Source organism: Embleya sp. NBC_00896, assembly GCF_045207785.1.
In the GTDB taxonomy this organism is placed as follows: Bacteria; Actinomycetota; Actinomycetes; order Streptomycetales; family Streptomycetaceae; genus Embleya.
This window is the reverse complement of sequence record NZ_CP108776.1, coordinates 367,728-388,303: the sequence shown is the minus strand read 5'-3', so window position 1 is coordinate 388,303 and position 20,576 is coordinate 367,728. Positions and strand designations below refer to the sequence as shown.

17 protein-coding genes are annotated in these 20,576 nt (G+C 71.0%); 16 read left to right on the top strand and 1 reads right to left on the bottom strand.

Going from position 1 to position 20,576, the window contains the following annotated elements:
- The first annotated feature begins 32 nt into the window (after positions 1–32).
- The 9 genes from OG928_RS01760 (at position 33) to OG928_RS01720 (ending at position 11,771) form a co-directional block, all read left to right on the top strand.
- A complete protein-coding gene (locus OG928_RS01760) occupies positions 33–2,084 on the top strand; it encodes a beta-galactosidase (protein ID WP_406278088.1) in 2,052 nt (683 codons plus the stop codon).
- Positions 2,081–3,415, top strand: a complete 1,335-nt coding sequence (gene gcvPA, locus OG928_RS01755; RefSeq protein ID WP_406278085.1) for an aminomethyl-transferring glycine dehydrogenase subunit GcvPA — start codon at positions 2,081–2,083, stop codon at positions 3,413–3,415. The genes OG928_RS01760 and gcvPA overlap by 4 nt, the downstream gene beginning before the upstream one ends.
- A complete protein-coding gene (gene gcvPB, locus OG928_RS01750; protein ID WP_406278082.1) occupies positions 3,415–4,971 on the top strand; it encodes an aminomethyl-transferring glycine dehydrogenase subunit GcvPB in 1,557 nt (518 codons plus the stop codon). Before gcvPA ends, gcvPB begins: the two co-directional genes overlap by 1 nt.
- Complete coding sequence (locus OG928_RS01745) at positions 4,968–6,074, top strand: ATP-NAD kinase family protein (RefSeq protein WP_406278080.1); 1,107 nt, start codon at positions 4,968–4,970, stop codon at positions 6,072–6,074. The genes gcvPB and OG928_RS01745 overlap by 4 nt, the downstream gene beginning before the upstream one ends.
- Entirely contained in the window at positions 6,071–6,829 is a 759-nt protein-coding gene (locus OG928_RS01740; RefSeq protein WP_406278077.1) for an SDR family NAD(P)-dependent oxidoreductase, read from the top strand. The genes OG928_RS01745 and OG928_RS01740 overlap by 4 nt, the downstream gene beginning before the upstream one ends.
- Before the next feature lie 82 nt (positions 6,830–6,911).
- Complete coding sequence (locus tag OG928_RS01735) at positions 6,912–8,198, top strand: ABC transporter substrate-binding protein (protein ID WP_406278074.1); 1,287 nt, start codon at positions 6,912–6,914, stop codon at positions 8,196–8,198.
- 12 nt (positions 8,199–8,210) lie between these two features.
- On the top strand, positions 8,211–9,167 hold the full coding sequence (locus tag OG928_RS01730; protein WP_406278071.1) for a carbohydrate ABC transporter permease: 957 nt from the start codon (positions 8,211–8,213) through the stop codon (positions 9,165–9,167).
- A 38-nt stretch (positions 9,168–9,205) separates the two neighbouring features.
- Positions 9,206–10,045 carry a carbohydrate ABC transporter permease gene (locus OG928_RS01725; protein ID WP_406278068.1) on the top strand — a complete coding sequence of 280 codons (840 nt, stop codon included), beginning with the start codon at positions 9,206–9,208 and terminating at the stop codon, positions 10,043–10,045.
- Position 10,046: 1 nt separating this feature from the next.
- Positions 10,047–11,771 (top strand): amylo-alpha-1,6-glucosidase, encoded by a 1,725-nt coding sequence (locus OG928_RS01720; RefSeq protein ID WP_406278065.1) that lies wholly within the window; start codon positions 10,047–10,049, stop codon positions 11,769–11,771.
- Positions 11,772–11,789: 18 nt separating this feature from the next.
- On the opposite strand, the gene OG928_RS01715 is transcribed toward OG928_RS01720, so the two are convergent.
- The gene (locus OG928_RS01715) at positions 11,790–12,521 is read right to left on the bottom strand and encodes a tyrosine-protein phosphatase (RefSeq protein ID WP_406278062.1); all 732 of its coding nucleotides are present in this window, start codon (positions 12,519–12,521) and stop codon (positions 11,790–11,792) included.
- Between the two features lie 324 nt (positions 12,522–12,845).
- On the opposite strand from OG928_RS01715, the gene OG928_RS01710 reads away from it, so the two are divergent.
- The 7 genes from OG928_RS01710 (at position 12,846) to OG928_RS01680 (ending at position 20,535) form a co-directional block, all read left to right on the top strand.
- Positions 12,846–14,192: a salicylate synthase gene (locus OG928_RS01710; protein WP_406278059.1), complete on the top strand. Its 1,347-nt coding sequence runs from the start codon at positions 12,846–12,848 to the stop codon at positions 14,190–14,192.
- Positions 14,189–15,241, top strand: a complete 1,053-nt coding sequence (locus tag OG928_RS01705) for a ketoacyl-ACP synthase III family protein (RefSeq protein WP_406278056.1) — start codon at positions 14,189–14,191, stop codon at positions 15,239–15,241. The genes OG928_RS01710 and OG928_RS01705 overlap by 4 nt, the downstream gene beginning before the upstream one ends.
- Positions 15,242–15,337: 96 nt before the next feature.
- Complete coding sequence (locus OG928_RS01700; RefSeq protein WP_406278053.1) at positions 15,338–15,619, top strand: phosphopantetheine-binding protein; 282 nt, start codon at positions 15,338–15,340, stop codon at positions 15,617–15,619.
- Positions 15,616–17,091 carry an amidohydrolase family protein gene (locus OG928_RS01695; protein WP_406278050.1) on the top strand — a complete coding sequence of 492 codons (1,476 nt, stop codon included), beginning with the start codon at positions 15,616–15,618 and terminating at the stop codon, positions 17,089–17,091. The genes OG928_RS01700 and OG928_RS01695 overlap by 4 nt, the downstream gene beginning before the upstream one ends.
- Before the next feature lie 10 nt (positions 17,092–17,101).
- Complete coding sequence (locus OG928_RS01690) at positions 17,102–17,872, top strand: 2,3-dihydro-2,3-dihydroxybenzoate dehydrogenase (RefSeq protein WP_406278047.1); 771 nt, start codon at positions 17,102–17,104, stop codon at positions 17,870–17,872.
- 63 nt (positions 17,873–17,935) lie between these two features.
- Positions 17,936–18,583, top strand: coding sequence for an isochorismatase family protein (locus OG928_RS01685; protein ID WP_406278044.1), 648 nt, complete (start codon positions 17,936–17,938; stop codon positions 18,581–18,583).
- Positions 18,580–20,535 (top strand): anthranilate synthase family protein, encoded by a 1,956-nt coding sequence (locus OG928_RS01680; RefSeq protein WP_406278041.1) that lies wholly within the window; start codon positions 18,580–18,582, stop codon positions 20,533–20,535. Before OG928_RS01685 ends, OG928_RS01680 begins: the two co-directional genes overlap by 4 nt.
- Positions 20,536–20,576 lie beyond the last annotated feature (41 nt).

Genomic DNA, 20,576 nt, shown 5'->3' with positions numbered 1-20,576 from the left:
CGCACACACCTTGAATTATGAATACAGAATACATGAACGGGGAACAGGAGGTCGACGTGCGGTTGACGCGAGTGCCCGGGCTGCTCTTCGGGGGCGACTACAACCCCGAGCAATGGCCGGAGGAGGTCTGGGCCGAGGACGCCCGGCTGATGGCCGAGGCCGGGGTGAACATGGCGACCGTCGCGGTCTTCTCCTGGTCACGCCTCGAACCGCGTCCCGGTGAGTACGACTTCGCGTGGCTCGACCGCGTCCTCGACCTGCTGCACGAGCACGGCATCGCCGTCGACCTGGCCACCGCGACCGCCACGCCGCCGCCGTGGCTGGTCCGCGAACACCCCGAGGTGCGACCCGTCGACGCGAACGGCACCCACCTCGACTTCGGCTCGCGACAGGGCTACTGCCCGAGCTCGCCGGTCTTTCGGGCGGCTACGGCCCGCCTCGCCCGCACGATGGCGGAGCGCTACGCCGATCATCCGGCGCTCGCGATGTGGCACATCGGCAACGAGTACGCGGACCACACCCTCGAATGCTTCTGCGAGGAGTCCGCCCGGCACTTCCGGACCTGGCTCGCCGCCCGGTACGGGACCGTCGACGGGCTCAACGCCGCCTGGGGCACCTCGTGTTGGGGCCAGCACTACACCGACCTCGACCAGGTCAACCCGCCGCGCAAGGCACCGGGCCCGATCAACCCGGCCCAGGTGCTCGACTGGCGGCGCTTTTGCTCGGACGCCCTCCTGGAGTGCTTCGAGGTCGAGCGGGCGGTGCTGCGCGAGGTCACCCCGGACGTCCCGGTGACCACGAACTTCATGAGCATCCTGCACGGCCTGGACTACTGGAAGTGGGCCGCCGCCGAGGACATCGTCAGCGACGACGCCTATCCCGACCCGGCCGACCCCACCTCCCACGTGGGCGCCGCGCTCAGCTACGACCTGATGCGATCGCTCAAGGATCGGCCGTGGCTGCTGCTCGAACAGGCGCCCGGTGCGGTGAGCTGGCGCGAGGTGAACGTGCCCAAGCCGGCCGGCATGATGCGCCTGCACAGCCTCCAGGCCCTCGCGCACGGCGCCGACGGCGTGATGTTCTTCCAATGGCGCCAGGCCAGGTACGGACCCGAGAAGTTCCACTCCGCCCTCCTGCCGCACGGCGGTGTGCAGAGCCGGGGTTGGCAGGACACCCTACGCCTCGGCCGCGATCTGGAAAAGCTCGCGGAGACGGCGGGTTCGCGCAGCAAAGCGGATGTCGCCCTGGTCCTGGACTGGGACTCCTGGTGGGGTCTCGAAGCCCCCGAGTCGATGCCGTCCAAGCGGCTGGAGCTCAAACGGCTCCTGCACACCTGGTACGACCGGCTGCACGCCCTCGGCGTCGCCGTCGACCTCGCCCCGCCCGAGCGCGACCTGTCGTCCTACCGCGTCGTCATCGCGCCCAACCTCTACCTGTGCACGGAGGACCAGGCCAAGAACCTCCGGGCATACGACGGGCACCTGATCGTCGGCCCGTTCAGCGGTGTCGTGGACGCGGCGGACCAGGTCCACCCGGGCGGCGCCCCGGGACCGCTGCGCGAACTGCTCGGGCTGGCCGTCGACGAGTTCTGGCCGCTCGCCGACGAAACGACGCAGACCGTACGGCACGCCGACGGCAGCGCGGGCACGGCGAGCGTATGGGCCGAATGGCTCCGCCCGGAGGGCGCGACCCCCATCGCGCACTACGAGGGCGGCGACCTGGACGGCATACCCGCGATCACCCGGCACGGCCGCACGACCTACGTCGGCTGCCTGCTCGAGGACGTCCGACCGGTGCTGGACGACGTGCTGACCCGGGCGGGCGTGCGCCCGGTCGCGGACCTGCCCGCACCCGGCGCCGATCTTCCGACCGGCGCGGACGTTCCCGCCGGCGTCGAGGCGTGCCGCCGCGAGGGAGTCGCCGCCGACTACCTGTTCCTGCTCAACCACGGTACGACCGCCGCGGCGGTGAACCTGCGCGAACCCGGCACCGACCTGCTGACCGGCCGCGATCTGCGCGGCTTGATCGAGATCGGCCCCAGGGACGCCGTGGTGTTGCGAACCGCTCACGAGGGAGAGAAGTGACCCACCCCTACATACCCAACGCCGAACCGGCCGTGCGGGCCGAGATGCTCGCCGCGATCGGCGTGACGTCCGTCGAGGACTTCTACGTCGACATCCCCGCCGCGCTCCGGCTCGACCGGCCGCTGGACCTGCCGGCCCCGATGGCCTCCGAACACGAGCTGGTCCGGCACATGCGCGGCCTGCTCGACCGCAACACCGACACCACCGAGGCGCTCAGCTTCCTCGGCGGCGGCTGCTACCCGCACCACGTCCCGGCGGTGTGCGACGAGGTCAACGCCCGCAGCGAGTTCCTCACCGCCTACGCGGGCGAGCCGTACGAGGACCACGGCCGGTTCCAGGCGCTCTTCGAGTACGTCAGCATGATGGGCGAACTCCTGGAGATGGACGTCGTCAACGTCCCCACCTACGACGGCTTCCAGGCCGCCGGCACCGCCCTGCGGATGGCCGCCCGCTACACCGGCCGCTCCAAGGTGCTGGTCACCGGCGCCATCGGCCCGGACAAGCTGAGCAAGCTGCGCGACTTCCTGTCCCCGGACATCGCGATCACCCCGATCCCGGTCGCCGCGAACGGCGAGGCCGGCGAGTTCGTGGTCGACGACACGATCGCGGCCGTCTACGTCGAGAGCCCCAACTTCTACGGCGTGGTCGAGACCCGGATCGCCGAGATCGCCGAACTCGCGCACGCCCACGGGGCGTTGCTCGTGGTGAGCGCCGACCCGATCTCGCTCGGCGTGCTGGCCCCGCCCGCGACCCTGGGCGCCGACATCGTCTGCGGCGACATCCAGTCGCTCGGCATGCACCAGAGCTACGGCGGCGGGCACGCCGGCTACATCGCCACACAGGACATCCACGCGCTGGTCGCCGAGTTCCCCTCCCGCCTGTTCGGCATCGCCCCCACCGCCGTCCCCGGCGAGTACGGCTTCGGCGACGTCTACTACGACCGGACCTCCTTCGCGCTGCGCGAGGAGGGCAAGGAATGGGTGGGCACGGCCGCCTCGCTGTGGGGCATCACCGCCGGCGTCTACCTCGCCCTGATGGGCCCGACGGGCATGCGCGAGATCGGCGACACCATCCTCGCCCGCACGCGGTACGCGATGGACGCGCTCGCCGCCGTGCCCGGGGTGCGGGTGCCGCACGCCGACGCGATCCACTTCCGCGAGTTCGCGATCGAGGTCGCCGACTCCGCCGCGCTGCTGTCGGGGCTTCGCGCGCGCGGGATCTACGGTGGCGTCCCCCTGGACGCCACGACGCTGCTGGTCTGCGTGACCGAGCGGCACGCCAAGGACGACATCGACGCGCTGGTGCGTGCGGTACGGGAGGTGCAGGGCTGATGGGCGCTGTCGGAGAATCGTTCGCGAAGTTGCCGATCGAGCCCAAGCCGGCGCTGCGCCGCTTCCACCAGGCGCGCTGGGACGAGCCGATCATCTTCGAGCAGTCCCGGCCCGGCCGCTGCGGGATCGGCGTGCCCGCCGCGGGGGTGCCCGCGGTGGAACTGCCGGACGGCGTGCGGCGGGTGACGCCGCCCGCGCTGCCGGAGATGTCCCAGCCGCACGTGCTGCGCCACTACCTGCGGCTGTCCCAGGAGACGCTCGGCGCGGACTTCAACGTCGACGTCGGCCAGGGCACCTGCACCATGAAGCACAGCCCCAAGGTCAACGACAGGTTCGTGAGCGACCCGAAGGTGGCCGAGTTGCACCCGGCCCAGCCCGAGGAGAGCGTGCAGGGCGTCCTGGAGATCTACTGGCGCCTGGAGCAGATGCTCAAGGAGATCTCCGGCCTGGACAGGGTCTGCCTCCAGCCGGGGTCGGGCTCCGCCGCGATCTACGCGAACATCGCGATGATCCGGGCCTACCACGCCTCCCGAGGCGAGGCCGAGCAGCGCGACCAGGTCATCACGACGATGTTCTCGCATCCCTCGAACGCCGCGTGTGCCAAGACCGCCGGGTACGAGATCATCACGCTGATGCCGGACGCCGACGGCTACCCGGACATCGAGGCGCTCAGGGCGGCCGTCGGGCCCCGGACCGCCGCGCTGATGATCACCAACCCGGAGGACACCGGCATCTACAACCCGCGCATCGCGGAGTTCGTCGAGCTGGTGCACGGGGTCGGCGGCCTGGCCTGCTACGACCAGGCCAACGCCAACGGCATCCTGGGCATCACCCGGGCCGCCGACGCCGGGTTCGACCTGTGCCACTTCAACCTGCACAAGACCTTCTCCACCCCGCACGCGTGCGGCGGCCCCGCCGCGGGCGCCTGTGGCGTGGCCGAGAAGCTGGTGCCGTTCATGCCCGGGCCGACCGTCGAGCGCGACGGCGACCGCTACTACCTGGACGCCGACCGGCCGCAGTCCGTCGGCAAGATCCGGCCCTACCTCGGCGTCACCCCGAACGTGGTGCGCGCGTACGCCTGGATCATGGCGCTCGGCGGGCCCGGGCTGCGCCAGGTCGCCGAGACGGCCGTGCTCAACAACAACTACCTGATGCACAAGGTGTTGCAGATCCCCGGCGCCTCGGCGCCCTGGGACAAGGGCCGGCTGGAACAGGTCCGCTACTCGTGGCAGGAGCTGTACGAGGAGACCGGCGTGCACTCGGAGGAGATCGGGGTCCGCGCCTCCGACTTCGGCGTGCACTACTGGACCAGCCACCACCCGTACGTGGTGCCCGAGCCGTTCACGCTGGAGCCGACCGAGTCGTACTCCAAAGAGGACCTCGACGAGTACGCCGCGATCCTCGCCCGGGTCGCCGAGGAGGCGCGCGAGGACCCGGCGTTCGTCAAGGGCGCGCCGTACAACCAGACCGTGCACAAGATCGACCCGACCTGCCTGGACGACCCCGAGCAGTGGGCCCCGACCTGGCGCGCGTACGTGCGCAAGCACCTGTCGTGAGAGTCGGCCTGATCGTCAACCCGGTCGCCGGCCTCGGCGGGGCGGCCGGGCTCAAGGGCAGCGACGGCCCCGCGATCCAGCGCGAGGCGCTGGCGCGCGGGGCGCGGGCCCGGGCGGGGGAGCGCGCCGCCGAAGCGGTCCGGGCGCTCCTGGCCGCCCGCCCCGACGCCACCGTCGTCACGGTGCCCGGGGCGATGGGCGAGCTGTCCGCCCGGGCCGGCGGCGGGGTGCCCGAGCTGGTCTCGGCGACCGCCGGCGACCCGTCCTCGGCCGGGGACACCAGGGCGGCGGTACGAGCCCTGGCGGCGGTGGACCTGCTGCTGTTCGCGGGTGGCGACGGGACCGCCCGGGACGTGCTCGACGCCCAGCCGGGCTGCCCGGTGCTCGGCATCCCGGCCGGGGTGAAGGTCTACTCGGGCTGCTTCGCGGTGGGCCCGGCGGCGGCGGGACTCGCTGCCGCCGAGTTCGCCGGGACCACCACCGAGGCCGAGGTGGTGGACCTGGACGAGGACGCCTACCGGGCGGGCCGGGTCAGCCCCCGGCTGTACGGGACGCTGACCGTCCCGGCGGCCCGGGTCCGGCTGTCCGGCCGCAAGACCGGGTCCTCGACGGCGGATCCGGAGAGTGTCGAGGCGATCGCCCGCGAGGTGGTCTCCCGGATGCGGCCGGGCGTGCGCTACATCCTCGGGCCCGGCGCGACCACGCTCGCGGTCGAGCTCGCGCTCGGCGTCACCGGCACGCTCCTGGGCGTCGACGTGGTCGCCGACGGTGCGCCGATCGGCCTCGACGTGAGCGAGCGCGCGCTGCTCGCCCTGGTCGAGGGGCACGACGCGGACGCCGTCGTCTCGGTGATCGGCGGCCAGGGCTTCGTCCTGGGTCGGGGCAACCAGCAGATCAGCCCGCGGGTGCTGGCCCGGGTGCGCGGGCTGACCGTGCTCGCGACCCGCACCAAGCTCGCGGCGCTGAACGGCCGGCCGCTGTTGGCCGACACCGGGGACCCCGACGTGGACGCCCGACTGAGCGGCTACGTCCCGGTCGTCACGGGACATCGCGAGAGCGTCCCCTATCGAATTGTTCCTGCTAGTGAGGAGTGCTCCGGATGACTGGTTCCCTGGACGGCAAGGTCTCGATCGTCACGGGCGGTGCCTCGGGCATCGGACGCGCCACCGCGCTGATGTTCGCCCGCGAGGGCGCCGCCGTGGTGGTCGCCGACATCGACGCCACCGGCGCCGCTCGGACCGCCGAGGAGATCGCGGCACAGGGCGGCCGGTCGATCGCGGTCACGGCCGACGTCTCGGCCGAGGCGGACTGCGTGACGGTGGTCGAAACCGCGGTGTCGACCTTCGGCGGCCTGCACGTGTTGTTCAACAACGCGGGCATCATCCGGCGCGCCGACGCGATCGGCACCTCGGTCGAGGAGTGGGACCGCGTGATGGCGGTCAACGTGCGCTCGGTCTTCCTGATGTGCAAGCACGCGGTCCCCGCGATGACCAGCGGCGGGTCGATCGTGAACACCGGCTCCGGCTGGGGCCTCAAGGGCGGCGGCAACGCCATCTCGTACTGCGCGTCCAAGGCCGCCGTGGTCAACATGACCCGCGCCCTGGCGATCGACCACGCCGCGGCGGGGATCCGGGTCAACTCGGTCAACCCCGGCGACACCGACACCCCGATGCTCCGCGAGGAGGCCCGGCAACTCGCCGAGGACTGGTCCGCGTTCGCCGCCGACGCGGCGGACCGCCCGATGGGCCGGTCCGGCACACCCGACGAGATCGCGAAGGCGGTCCTGTTCCTGGCCGGCGACGCGGCGAGCTACGTCACCGGTACCGCCCTCGTCGTCGACGGCGGCGGTCTCGCTTAATTCGTGACCGGGAACGTTCACCGGTTCGTGGCCACAGCACCAGCTCCGTACGTCCCGCATTTCATTTTTCCGGAGGCACAACGTGTCAACTACCCGTGCTGCGAAGGCCCTTGCGGTGTTGGCCGCCGGCGCCGCCCTCGTCGCGACCAGCGGTTGTGGTGGGAGCAGCGGCTCCAGCGGTTCCGGCAAGACCACCGTCACCTGGTCGACCTGGGGCTCGCCCGAGGAGCTCGACCGCTTCAAGGACTTCGAGAAGGAGTTCGCCAAGCGGCACCCCGACATCCGGCTGAAGCTCCAGGCCGTGCCCGACTACAGCGACTACCACGCCAAGCTGCTCACCCAGCTGTCCTCCAAGACGGCGCCCGACGTGATGTACGTCGGTGACGACTTCGTCGCCAAGTTCGCCTCCGCCGGGGTGCTCTCGCCGCTCGACGACAAGATGGCGGCAGCCGACAGCAAGGCCAAGAAGGAAGACTTCTTCGACGGACTGTACGGCGGGGCCAAGAGGGACGGCCGGATCTACGGCATACCCAACGACGCCAACCCCGAAGTCCTCTGGTACGACAAGCAGGCCCTCAAGGCCGCCGGGATCACCGAGGACCCGGCGACGCTGAACGAGCAGGGCAAGTGGACGATGGCCACCTACCTGGAGATGAACCGCAAGCTCAAGGCCGCCGACCGGGCCGGATCGATCTTCTACAACTGGTACGGCTCGACCTACAGCATGATCAACGGCTTCGGCGGCAAGGTGTACGACGGCGGGAAGTTCGTCGCCACCACCGACCCCAAGTCGCGCGAAGCGATCAAGACGCTGGCCACCGGTTACCAGGACAAGACCTTCCTGGTCGCCGACAACCTGCCCGAGGGCAACGGCGTGGAACCGCAGTTCATCAAGCACAAGGCCGGTTTCGTCGCGGGCGGCCGGTGGCTGATCGACACGGTCATGAAGGGGGAGAAGGACAGCTACGACATCGTCCCGTTCCCCTCTCAGACCGGCGCGCCCATGCCGCAGACGGTAGCCACCTCCTTCCTGGCGCTGAACAAGGATTCCAAGCAGGCCGAGGCGGCGTGGACGTTCATGTCGGAGTTCGTCTCCAAGGAGGGCCAGATCACCCGGCTCAAGGGCGGCGGTAACGCGGTGCCGTCGGTCAAGGGCGCCGAGAGCGTGGTCATGGAGGGCTACCCGGCGCACGCGCAGACCTTCATCGACGCGCGCAACGGCGGCTTCGCCAACTATCCGGAGGAGGCCGGCGTTCCGGACCTCACGGCGAGCATCAACGATTCCCTGATGAAGCTGTGGACCGACAAGGTCGGCTTCGACCAGGAGATGACCGACCTCACCGCGCTCGTCGCCGCCAAACTCCGCTGAAAGGGGGCCGCCGTGACGACGTCCACGCTCAGTCGCAAGACCGAGACACGGCGGCCGCCCACCGACTCGCCTGCCCGCCGCACCCTTCGGGGTCGGCGGCGCCGCGAGCGGTGGTGGGCCGTCCTGTTCCTCGGGCCGCAACTGGCCGCCCTGCTGACCTTCACCCTCGTACCGCTGGGTTTCGCGCTCGTGCTGGCCTTCATGAAGTGGGACGGCCTGGGCGAGAAGTCCTGGGTCGGGTTCGCCAACTTCCGTGACCAGCTCGGTGATCCCACCTTCCGGGGTGCGGTCGGTCACACCCTTCTGCTCGGTGTGATCACGGTCCCGGTGGGGCTGGTGCTCGCGCTGCTGATCGCCATGGCGCTGAACAACGTGCGCGGCAAGACGATCTATCGGGTGGTCTACTTCCTGCCGGTCGTCACCAGCTCGGTGGCCGTCGCGGTGATCTGGCAGATGCTGCTGGCCAGCGGCGACCTGGGGATGCTCAACAACACCGTGCACGACTGGTTCGGGATCACCCTGCCCGACTGGCTCAACGACCCCGACTGGGTGATGGTCGCGATCGCGGCGGTGACGATCTGGTCGTCGCTCGGGCTGAACGTGGTGATCTTCCTGGCCGGACTGCAGTCCATCCCGGCACACCTGGGCGAGGTCGCCCGGATCGACGGGGCGGGGCCGGTCCGGGTCTTCCGGCACATCACGCTCCCGCTCCTGTCACCGACGATCTTCTTCTCCTTCGTGGTCGCGGTGATCAGCTCGTTCCAGGCATTCGACCAGATCTACGTCCTGGTGGACCCGGTGGCCAATGACGGCGCCCGCACGATCGTGTTCCAGGTCTACGAACTCGGCTTCAAGAAGTTCGAATTCGGCGCCAGCAGCGCCGCCGCATTGCTTCTGACCCTCATGACCATCGTGGTGACCCTCGCCCAGTTCGGCATGCAGAAGCGCTTCGTCCACTACGAGTCGTAAGACGAGTCGTCAGAGAGTCGTCAGAGAGGAGGGTCGTGATGATCACCTTCGTACGTCGCCGTTTCGGCACCGTCGCACTGCACGCCGTGCTCATCGCCGGTGGGCTGCTGATGGTCTTCCCATTCGTGTGGATGCTGCTGACCGCGTTCAAGAGCGAGGGGCAGATGATCCAGGATCCGCTGGCGTGGGTGCCGGATCCCTGGCGGCCGCAGAACTTCCCCGACGCCTTCGGCAAGATGCCGTTCGGCCGCGCCTACTGGAACAGCTTCTACATCGCCATCATCACGGTCGTGGCCACGCTGCTCACCGCGTCGATGGCGGCCTACGCGTTCACCCGGATCGAATTCCCGTTCTCGCGCACGCTGTTCGTGGTCTTCCTGCTCACCCAGATGGTGCCCACCCAGGTCACTCTGGTGCCGCTGTACATCATGCTGTCGCACTTCGGCTGGATCGACACCCACCTGGCCCTGATCCTGCCGGCCATCGCCAACCCGTTCGCGGTCTTCATGATGCGTCAGTTCATCCGGGCGGTGCCGGTCGAACTGGAGGAAGCCGCCCGGCTGGACGGCGCGAACCGCTGGACGATCTTCTATCGAATCGTGTTGCCCAACATCAAGCCGGGGATGGCCGCGCTGGGCATCATCGTCTTCCTGGCCAGCTGGAACAGCTACCTCTACCCCTTGGTCTTCCTGAACTCCGAGGAAAACTTCACCATTCCGATGCTGCTCGCCTCCTTCAAGGACCAACACGGCGGACTGGACTACGGCATGCTGCTGGCCGCTTCGACGATCTCCGTGGTCCCGATGCTGATCGCCTTCCTGATCGGACAGCGCAAGATCATCAGCAGCATGGCGGCATCCGGCATGGGAGGACGCTGACATGTCCACGGACGACGCGCGTGTCGACGCGCGGCCGGCGCTCGAACTCGTCGCGCTTGATCTGCGCGAGCGGCCGTTCACCGATCGCGGTTCGCGCCTGTTGGTGATGGCGCGGGAGGACGGCGGCGGTTTGTGGATCGCCCGCGCCGAGTACGAGACGCGGCTGACGGACACGACCGTGCTCACCGGGTTGCGGGTGCGTTCCGCCGAAACGGGCGAGGAACTCGCGGTTCGGTCGGCCCGGCCCGATCGGCTCTCCTTCGCGGGCGGCGTGGACCTGGTCTTCGCCGACGCGGAGACGCTCGTGCTGACCGGGTCCGGGGCTCGCGCGCACTGGATCACCCCCGAAGGCGCGGTGCGCGAGGCCGACATCGAGGGCGTTCGGGTACTGGTGGGCACGGAACGGGCCGCCGATGTCCTCGACGCCGCCGCCGTGCTCGACGCGGCGGGCCGCAGGTGGACGGCGTGGTTCGACCGGATGCCGGCCGTCCGCGCGGACCTGCGCGAACGGGCGGCCGTGGCGTGGTGGACGCTCGCGGTGAACCTGCTGCCGATCCGGCACGCGGGCGGCCGGGAGGGGCTGGTCCCCTCCAAGTTCGGCTACGTGGGGATCTGGAACTGGGACTCGTACTTCCACGCGATCGCACTGCGGCACGCCGACCCGGAACTGGCCCGGGACCAGATCCGCATCCTGCTCGACCACCAGCGCCCCGACGGCCTGATCCCCGACGTCGTGCACGACGAGGGTGTGCTCGCGGAGACCACCGACCTGCCCCGCTCCGACCACGCCCGCCTGGCCGAGCACGTCGGGCAGGCGCTGGGCGAGCCGGTGTCCGGGGCCGAGCCCGGGGCCGAGTCCGGGTTCGAGTCCGAGTCCGGGGACGATTCCGCTCGGTCCGTCGGCGAGGTGGTGCCCGTGACCAAACCGCCGCTCACCGCGTGGGCGGTGTGGAAGATCCACGAGGTGGACCCCGACCTCTCCTTCCTGGCCGAGGTCTACGAGCCGATCGCCCGGTCCCAGGAGTGGTGGCTGAACTGCTCCGATCCGGACGGGGACGGCCTGGCCGAATACCTGCATCCCTATTCGAGCGGACTCGACGACAGCCCCGTCTGGGACTTCGGCCCGCGCGCCGAGCCGCCCGACCTCAACGCCTACCTGGCGCTCCAGTTCGACGTGCTGGGCGATATCGCCGCCGCGCTCGGCAAGACCGAGGAGGCCCAGCGGTGGCGGGAGCGGGCCGCCGCGCACACCGAACTGCTGGTGGCCCGTCGCTGGGACGGCGAACGCTTCACGACCGTCTCGGCCGGCCGCCGGGTGCCGGTCCGGACCCCCTTGGAGTTGATGCCGCTGCTGACCGGCCGGCTCCCGGCCGAGATCGCCGACCGACTGGTGGCCGACCTGCTCTCGGACAGCTTCTGGGGCGAGCGCCCGGTGCCGACCGTGGCCTTCGACGATCCGCTCTTCGACCCCGAAGCGATGTGGCGCGGTCCCGTCTGGCTCAACGTCAACTACCTCTTGATCGAGGGCCTGCGCCGGTCCGGATACCCGCAGGTCGCCGACGAACTGACCGAGCGCACGGTACGGATGGTCGCCGAGGGCGGCGGCCTCTACGAGTACTGGAACCCCCTGACCGGCCGCCGCGCGGGCCGCGCCACCACCGGTTTCGGCTGGTCCAGCGCCCTGTTCACCGACCTGGCCCGACGGGGGGCCGAGGACACGCGTTAGAGCCTGTTCCGGGGGCGTTCAGCCGGTCAAGTACCGGTTGTGGAGGGCCGTGACGAGAGCGTCGTCGACGCCGAGACGTTCGGCGGCGTAGCCGGTGAGCGACCCGTACTCGGCGGCGTTCTCCGCGAGGAACAGTCGCATCGCGGCCTCCGGCGCGCGGCCCCATCCCGGCCAGGTGATCGGCCGGTCGGGGTGGTCGGCCCGTCGATCGGCGGCAAAGCGGTCCCTGGCGAGTTCGGTCAGGCCGTAGTCGGCGACGATATCCTCCTCGTCGACGCCCAGCAGAGCGAGCAACAGTGCCGCGATGATGCCGGTGCGGTCCTTCCCCGCGGCGCAGTGGAACACCGCCGGCGGGGCGTCGGCGGCTGCGAGGATGTCCAGCACCTGGCGGATCTGCGCGACGCCGTCGACCGCCATCTCGGCGTAGCGGTCGGCGAGGAAGCGAGCGACGTCGGTATCGGGCCCCAGTGACGCCTGGTCCCACGGCCGATGTTCAGTGCATACGTTGTGGTACGCGAAACTGGCATGTGTGGCGATCCGGCCGTGCCGGTCGACCTCGTCGGGATACCGCAGGTCGACGACCGTGCGTACGCCGAGTGCGAAGAACTGCTCCGCGTCGCCGTCGCCGAGGTTGCCCAGCGAGTCGGAGCGGTACAGCTGCCCCCAGGCGACGATTCGTCCGTCGGCTGCTGCGTAGCCGCCGAGGTCGCGGAAGTTGTGCAGGCGCTGAAACGGTATGTGGCGTCGCATGATCGCCGACATTACCGGGAACCGCGGCGAGCCGGCGTCGCTCCATTCGCGCTGCGGTCGAGCCGGCCGACGGGCATGTGTCGCGCCGTCCGGCGCTGCCGATCGGTCGAGGTTGGCGGATCGCCGGCTTCGCGGTTCGAGAAGAACCCCTTATCGCGGGCTCGTGGTTCCCGTTCGGTTACCTCCGTATGGTCATTACAGGTAACAGAAGGCATCGGTCCGCCGCCGGCCGGCGGCACCCACCCGCTCGGCCACCGCCGCTCCGGCCGCGGGTGTCGAGTTCCTCGCCGGGCCGCTCCGACCACTACGAGAGGATGCCCGCAGATGAGTCCCACCAGGTGGCCGCACTACTTCGAGACGCAGATTCCGCTCTCCGAGGAGCCGCTGCCGGTCGTGGCCCGGCTGGCCGGATCCGGTCTGCACGCGTCGTACGTCGTCTACGAGAACGGCGGCACGTGGTCGTACGCGGGCGGGGCACGGGCCGAACTCACGCTGGATCGGCACGGTGCCCGGCTGCGCCAGGAGGACGTGCCCGACACCCTCCTGCCCTGGGCCGACCGCCCCCTGGAGCTGGTCGCGCGACTGCTCGACACCGTGACCGTGCCCGAATGGCGCGCGTACGGGTGGGCGGCCTTCGAGCTCTCCTACGCCAAGACCGGGGACCTGGAGCACATCGGCGACGAGCGCCTGCTGCACCTGGTGGTGCCGCGCGCCGAGGTCCGCGTCGAGGCCGGCCACGCGTACCTGCGCGCGGTCGACCAGGAGTCGTTGGCCGCCCTGATGGAGACGATGGTCGAGCCCGCCGAGCCGCCGGCCGATCCACCGAAGCCGCTGGACGTGCACGGTCCCGGCGAGTTCGAGTACCGCGAGGCGGTCAAGCTCGCCGTCGAGGAGATCCACCGCGGCGACCTGAGCAAGGTCATCCTGTCCCGGGTCGTCGACGTCGACGAGGACATCGACCTGATCGCCACCTACGTGACCGGCCGCCGGAGCAACACCCCCGCGCGCTCGTTCATGCTCGACCTCGGCGGCATCGAGGCGATCGGCTTCAGCCCGGAGATCGTGGTCAACGTGACCGCGGACGGCGAGGTGATCAGCCAGCCGCTGGCCGGCACCCGGGCGCTGACCCCCGACCTGCTCCTGAACGCGAGCCTGCGCGCGGACCTGTTGGGCTCCGCCAAGGAGGTCTACGAACACGCGATCTCGGTGAAGACCGGCACGGACGAACTCGAGGACGTGTGCGTGCGAGGCAGCGTCGAGGTCCCCGAGTTCATGAACATCCGCGAGCGCGGCAGCGTCCAGCACCTGGCCTCCCGCGTGTCCGGGCAACTGGCCGCGGGTCTGGGTACGTGGGACGCCTTCACCGCGGTCTTCCCCGCGGTGACCGCGTCCGGGGTACCCAAGGACGCCGCGTACACCTCGATCCGCCGGCACGAGCCCACCGCCCGCGGCCTCTACAGCGGCGCCGTCCTCACCATCGACCACACCGGCGAACTGGACGCGGCCCTCGTGCTGCGCAGCGCCTATCGCAAGGACGGCCACACCTGGCTGCGAGCCGGTGCCGGCATCGTCGAAAACTCCACTCCTGAGCGGGAGTTCGAGGAAACCTGCGAAAAGCTGGAGAGCGTTGCCCGCTACCTGGTGCCCGTTCGGGAAGGACAGGAGTCATGAGGGTCCACGGAGACGTCTTCATCGCGGGAGTGGGCTCCTACCGGCCCGACGTGGTGACCACCGAGCTGGCCGTCGAGCGGTCCTGGTACGACGCGGAGGAGCGCGAGGCGTCCGGGATGCGGTCGGTGATGGTCGCCGGTGACACCCCCGGACCGGACCTGGCGATCCGCGCGGCCGAGGTGGCGCTGCGTCGGTCGGGCCACACGCCCGAGGACTTCGGTGCGGTGCTGCACACTGCCACCTACCACCAGGGCCCGGACGGCTGGTCGGCGCCGCACTACGTGCTGCGGTACACGCTGGACCGGCCGATCACCGCGGTACAGGTGGGCCCGGGCTGCCTCGGCACGCTCGCCGGCCTGGAGATGGCGGCCTACCGCCTGCTCGGCAATCCCGAGAAGGACGCGGTACTGCTGACCGCCGGCGACAACTTCGGCACCCCGCTGGTGGACCGGTGGCGGGCGTCCAAGCTGTTCCTGCTGGCCGACGGCGGCGCGGCCGCGGTCGTGTCCCGGCGCGCGGGCTTCGCCCGGGTGCTGGCCTGCGGGGCGGTGTCCAACCCCGCCATGGAGGAACTGCACCGCGGCGGCGAAGTGCTCTTCCCGGCCGGCATCACGGTCGGCCGATCGCTGAACTTCGGGGAACGCAGCGCCTATTGGCGTGAGCAGTGGGCCAAGGGCGTGGCGCCGCCGATGGGGCACTTCGGCGACGTCGTCGCCGAGACCGCCGAACGCACGCTGGCCGAGGCCGGACTCTCGATGGACAAGGTGACTCGGGTCTGCCACTCCGGCTACAACCGGGGCGCGCTCGACGGCATCTACCTCGACCCGTTGGGGATCGACGCCGACCGCGGCACATGGGAGCTGACCCGCACACTCGGTCACGCCGGCGCCGCCGACCCGTTCATCGGCCTGGAACACGTGTGGACCCGGGGAGAGGTCGGGCCCGGCGATCACGTACTGCTCCTGTGCGCGGGCCCCGGCATGGAGACCGACTGCGCGGTCCTGGAGATCGTCGCCTCGTACGAAGAGCCCGCGAAGGAGGGCCGATAGATGCTCGACGGACGCACCTCGTGGCCGGCGGACGTCGCCGCGGGAAGTTGGGCACCCGCCGCGAGCGTCCGCGAACACCGGGAAGGATGAACCGACATGGACGGCACCACCACCGCCACCACGACCGCGCCCACCGCCGACGACCTGCGCGAGATTCTCGCGGCGATGATCGGCACCACACCGGCCGAGATCACCGGCGACGCCAACCTGGTCCTGCTCGGCCTGGGCTCGCTGGAGATGATGCGCCTGGCCACCCGTTGGCGCCGGCAGGGCCTGGTCGTCGAGTTCCGCGACCTCGCCGCCCGGCCGACCGTCGACGCGTGGACCGAACTCCTCGCCGCGGCCCGGACCCGCCGGCAGGCGGAGGCCGGCCGATGAGCGCGCTGCTGATCCGAGGCGGCTGCCTGTACCCGGCCGACGCGGGCGCCCGGGTGATCCCCGACGGCTCCGTGCTGATCGAGGACGGCCGGATCGCCGCCGCCGGCCCCACCGCCGAGGTCGAGGCGACCCTCGACCCCGGCCGGCGCGCACGCCTGCGCACGATGGACGCCCGGGGGAAGATGATCCTGCCCGGCTTCGTGAACGCGCACTGGCACGAGATGTTCGCCTTGCGGTTCCCCTTCAAGGGGGCCATGCGGCCACCCGCCGACCGGGACGACAAACCGGCGTTCATGGCCCTGGGAGGCGACCTTCCCCAGATCTCCGCGGCCTTCGACGTCTTCCACGATCAGCTCGAACTGCTCACCCCGGACGAGGCGTTCGCGATCGCGCGCTATTCGATGTGGACCCAGCTGCGGTCCGGGGTGACCACGCTCGGAGACGTCGGCTCCTTCAACAGCCCCCGGGCGCTGGCCCGGGCGGCCCGCGACCTGGGCATGCGGTGCGTGATCAGCACCTGGGCGAGCGACACGGTCTGCGCCCCCGGCGAATCGCGGTTCCGCCGCACCCGGGACGCGGACGCCGAATCGAGCCGGATCGAGGACCTCCTGCGCGAGTGCGCCGCGAGCACCGACGGCCTGGTGCGCGCGTGGCCGACCGTCGTCTACGGCACCAACATGAGCGACGAACTCGGCGCCGGCCTCGCCGAACTCGTCGCCCGCTACGACGTGCCGTTCGCGACGCACGTGGGCGCGCTGCGCAACGAGTCCGAGGCGATGCGCGCCTACTACGGCAACACCCCCGTCCGTCGGTTCGCCGAACTCGGCCTGCTCTCCGACCGGTTCATGGCGGTGCACTGCGCGTTCGCCGACGAGGACGAGCGCAAGCTGCTGATCCGGGCGAACGCGCACATCAGCCACTCGCCCGCGAAGTACGGCCCGGCGGGGGAGTCCTCGCTGACCGAGACCCGGGCGATGCCGGAGTTCCGCCGCGCCGGCCTGGACGTCTCGCTGTCCACCGACGGCGCCTCGCTGCCGCTGGGCGGGATGGCCGAGGCGATGCGGATCAGCTGGCAGATGTACAACGAGATGTACGCCGATCCGACCGAGGTGCTGCCCACCGACGCCCTGGCGATGGCCACCCGGCTGCCGGCCCGCGGCCTCGACTGGTCCCGGGAGATCGGTAGCGTCGAGGCCGGCAAGCAGGCCGACCTGGTGCTGATCCGCACCGACGACTGGCGCTATCTGCTCAACCCGCGCCCACTGGAGGGATTCCTCGCGCTCGGCGGCTCCATGGACGTGGACACCGTGCTGGTCGCGGGCCGGGTCCTGGTCGAGGGCGGTCGATCCACCGGCGCGGACGAAGCGGAGTTGGCAGCCGACTACCTGGAGGCGCTCGGCTCCTTCTCGGTGCGCTGCCTCGGGATCGACCCCGACGTGGTCGCGGCGCTGACCCCACGACACGGGAAATGAGGTGTGTCCGATGCGCGGCAGGACGGCCCTGGTCACCGGGGCGGCGGGCGGCATCGGCGCCGCCGTGGTCCGCGAACTGGCCGCCGAGGGCGTCGCGGTCGCGGCGCTCGACGCGAACACCGAGGCGCTGGGCCCGCTGGTCAAGGAACTGGCCGCCGCCGGGCACCGCGTGCGCGGCTTCGCGACCGACGTGACGCGCGGCGCCGACGTGGACGCCACCGTCGAGCGGGTGGAACACGAACTGGGCCCGATCGCCTACCTGGTCAACGCCGCCGGCGTGCTGCGCACCGGCGCCGCGGCGAGCCTGTCCGACGAGGACTGGGACACCACGTTCGCCGTCAACGCGACCGGCGTCCTCCACGTCAGCCGCGCGGTGGCCGCCCGGATGATCCCACGCGCGAGCGGGGCGATCGTCACGGTGGCCTCCAACGCGGCGGGAACGCCGCGCTGGAACATGGCGGCCTACGCGGCCTCGAAGGCCGCGGCCACCAGTTTCACCAAGTCGCTCGGCCTGGAACTGGCCGGGCACGGGATCCGGTGCAACGTGGTCGCCCCCGGATCCACCGACACGCCGATGCTGACCTCGCTGTGGGCCGACGGTGACGCGCGCGCGGCCTCCATCGAGGGCGCCGCGGCGACCTTCCGGGTCGGCATTCCGCTGGGGCGCCTCGCGCAACCCGAGGACATCGCGGCGGCGGTGGTGTTCCTGCTCTCCGAACGTGCCTCGCACATCACCCTGCAGCACCTGACGGTCGACGGCGGTGCCGCACTGGGCAACTGAGCGCGCGAGGCGGGGCACCCCTCACGACACCCCACGACGGCACTTCACCCGAACGGAGGCATCATGGCGATCCCGGCGATCGAGTCGTACCCCATGCCGACCGAGGACGAGCTTCCGCGCAACACCGCGACCTGGACGATCGATCCCGAGCGCGCGGTGCTGCTCATCCACGACCTGCAGAACTACTTCATGCGCCCCTTCGGCAGCGACGAGCCGCCGATGGCCGACCTGATGGACAACGTCGCGGTGCTGCGGGCCCGGTTCGCGGCACTGGGCGCGCCGGTCACCTACACCGCCCAACCCGGCGGAATGACCGACGAACAGCGCGGGCTGCTCAAGGACTTCTGGGGCCCGGGGATGAGCACCGAGCCCGAGCACCGGATGATCCTGGACCGGATCGCGCCCAACGCCGGGGACACCGTGCTCACCAAGTGGCGCCCCAGCGCCTTCTGCCGCACCGACCTGCTCGCGCTGCTCCGCGCGCAGGGCCGCGACCAGCTGGTGATCTGCGGCGTCTACGCGCACGTGGGCATCCTGATGACCGCGCACGAGGGCTTCTCGCACGACATCGAGACGTTCGTGGTGGCCGACGCGGTGGCCGACTTCTCGTCGCGGTACCACCGACTGGCCCTCGACTACGTCGCGTCGCGGTGCTCGGTGACGGTGTCCACCCGCTCGGCCCTGGCGATGCTGGACGGGGCGCGGCGATGACCGGGCCGGCTCCGCTCGACCGGATCCTGGCGCCCGACGCGCCGCCGTTCGCGCTCCTGTACCGTCCCGGCGCGGTCGGACCGGAGCACGTCGACGTGCTGATCGGGGCGATGGGTGAGCCGGCCCTGATCGCGGACATCCCGTTGCCGCCGGCCGGCGGGCGCGGCCGGCACGAGACGCTCGCCGTGCTGCCGTACCGGCAGATCGGCGAACGCGGCTACGACTTCCCCGACGACGGGGCACCCCTGCTGGCGATGACCGTGCTGGATCAGGCGGTCGTCCCGATCGCGGAGATCCTGGACCGCCTCCCGGACGGGCCGATCGAGCTGGGCGAGGGGGAGTTCGACGCCGACGACGCGCGGTACGCGGATACCGTGCGCACGGTGCTCGCCGAGGAGATCGGCCGGGGCACGGGCGCCAACTTCGTCATCAAGCGCTCGTTCCGGGCCGAGATCACCAACTGGTCCACGGATACCGCGTTGGCCTTCTTCCGGCGCATGCTCGGCCGCGACCCCGGCTCGTACTGGACGTTCGTGATCCACACCGGTACGCGGACCTTCGTCGGCGCCTCCCCCGAACGGCACATCAGCCTCGACGCCGGCACTGTGGTGATGAACCCGATCAGCGGTACGTACCGCTATCCGGCCGCGGGCCCCGACCCGGCCGAGGTGCTGGACTTCCTCGCCGATCCCAAGGAGGCCGGCGAGCTGTACATGGTCCTCGACGAAGAGCTCAAGATGATGGGCCGGGTGTGTGATCGCGGTGGCCGGGTGGTGGGCCCGCGGCTCAAGCGGATGGCGCGGCTGGCGCACACCGAATACCTGATCGAGGGCCGCAGTTCGCTGGACGTGCGGGACATGCTGCGCGAGACCATGTTCGCGCCCACGGTCACGGGCGGCCCGCTGGAGAGCGCGTGCAGGGTGATCGCCCGACACGAGCCGGAGGGCCGGGGCTACTACGCCGGCATGGTCGCGCTGATCGGCCGGGACGCCCACGGCGGCCGAGCCCTGGACTCGGCGATCCTGATCCGCACCGCCGACGTCGACGCGGCCGGCCGGATGCGGATCGCCGTCGGCGCGACCCTGGTCCGCGACTCGGACCCCGCCTCCGAGGCGGCGGAGACCCGGGCCAAGGCGGCGGGCCTGCTGGAGGCGCTGCGCGGCCCGGTCGGCGGCGCGGCCGGCCGACCCGTGCACACCGACGACATCGCCGCCGATCCCCGGGTGCGCCGGGCACTGGACGCGCGGAACGCACCGCTGGCCGGGTTCTGGTTCGAGGCACCGACCGAGCGCACGCGACCCGACCCCAGGCTGGCCGGGCGCACCCTGCTGGTGATCGACGCCGAGGACACCTTCACCTCGATGGGCCGGCACATGCTCGCCGCGCGCGGACTCGACGTCACGGTGCGCCGGTTCGACGAGGACTACCGCATCGACGAGCACGACCTGGTCATCGTGGGCCCGGGGCCGGGGGACCCCAGGGACCACACGCATCCGAAGATCGCCCGGATCCGAGAGGTGACCCGTGCCCTGCTCGTAGCCGACACCCCGTTCCTGGCGGTGTGCCTGGCGCACCAGGTGCTGAGCACCCTGCTGGGCCTGGAGATCGTCCGCGATCCGGTCCCGAACCAGGGCACGCAGCGCACGATCGACTTCTTCGGCCGGCCCGAACGGGTGGGCTTCTACAACACCTTCGCCGCGCGCAGCGCGGGCGACCCGATCGACTGCCCGGGCCGCGCGGGTGCGGTCGAGGTCTCCCGGGACCCGTCGAGTGGCGACGTGCATGCGCTGCGCGGACCCGGGCTCGCCTCGGTGCAGTTCCATCCCGCGTCGGTGCTGACCGCCAACGGGGCGGACATTCTCGGTGAACTGCTCGGCGAACTCGTGGATCCGGGGCGAACGGAGCCGCCACGCCCGGAGCCGGGCTCGCTCGCGTACCTCGGCCGGAGCTGACCGAGGAGCACCATGGGTGATCGGCCGACCCCTGCGACGAG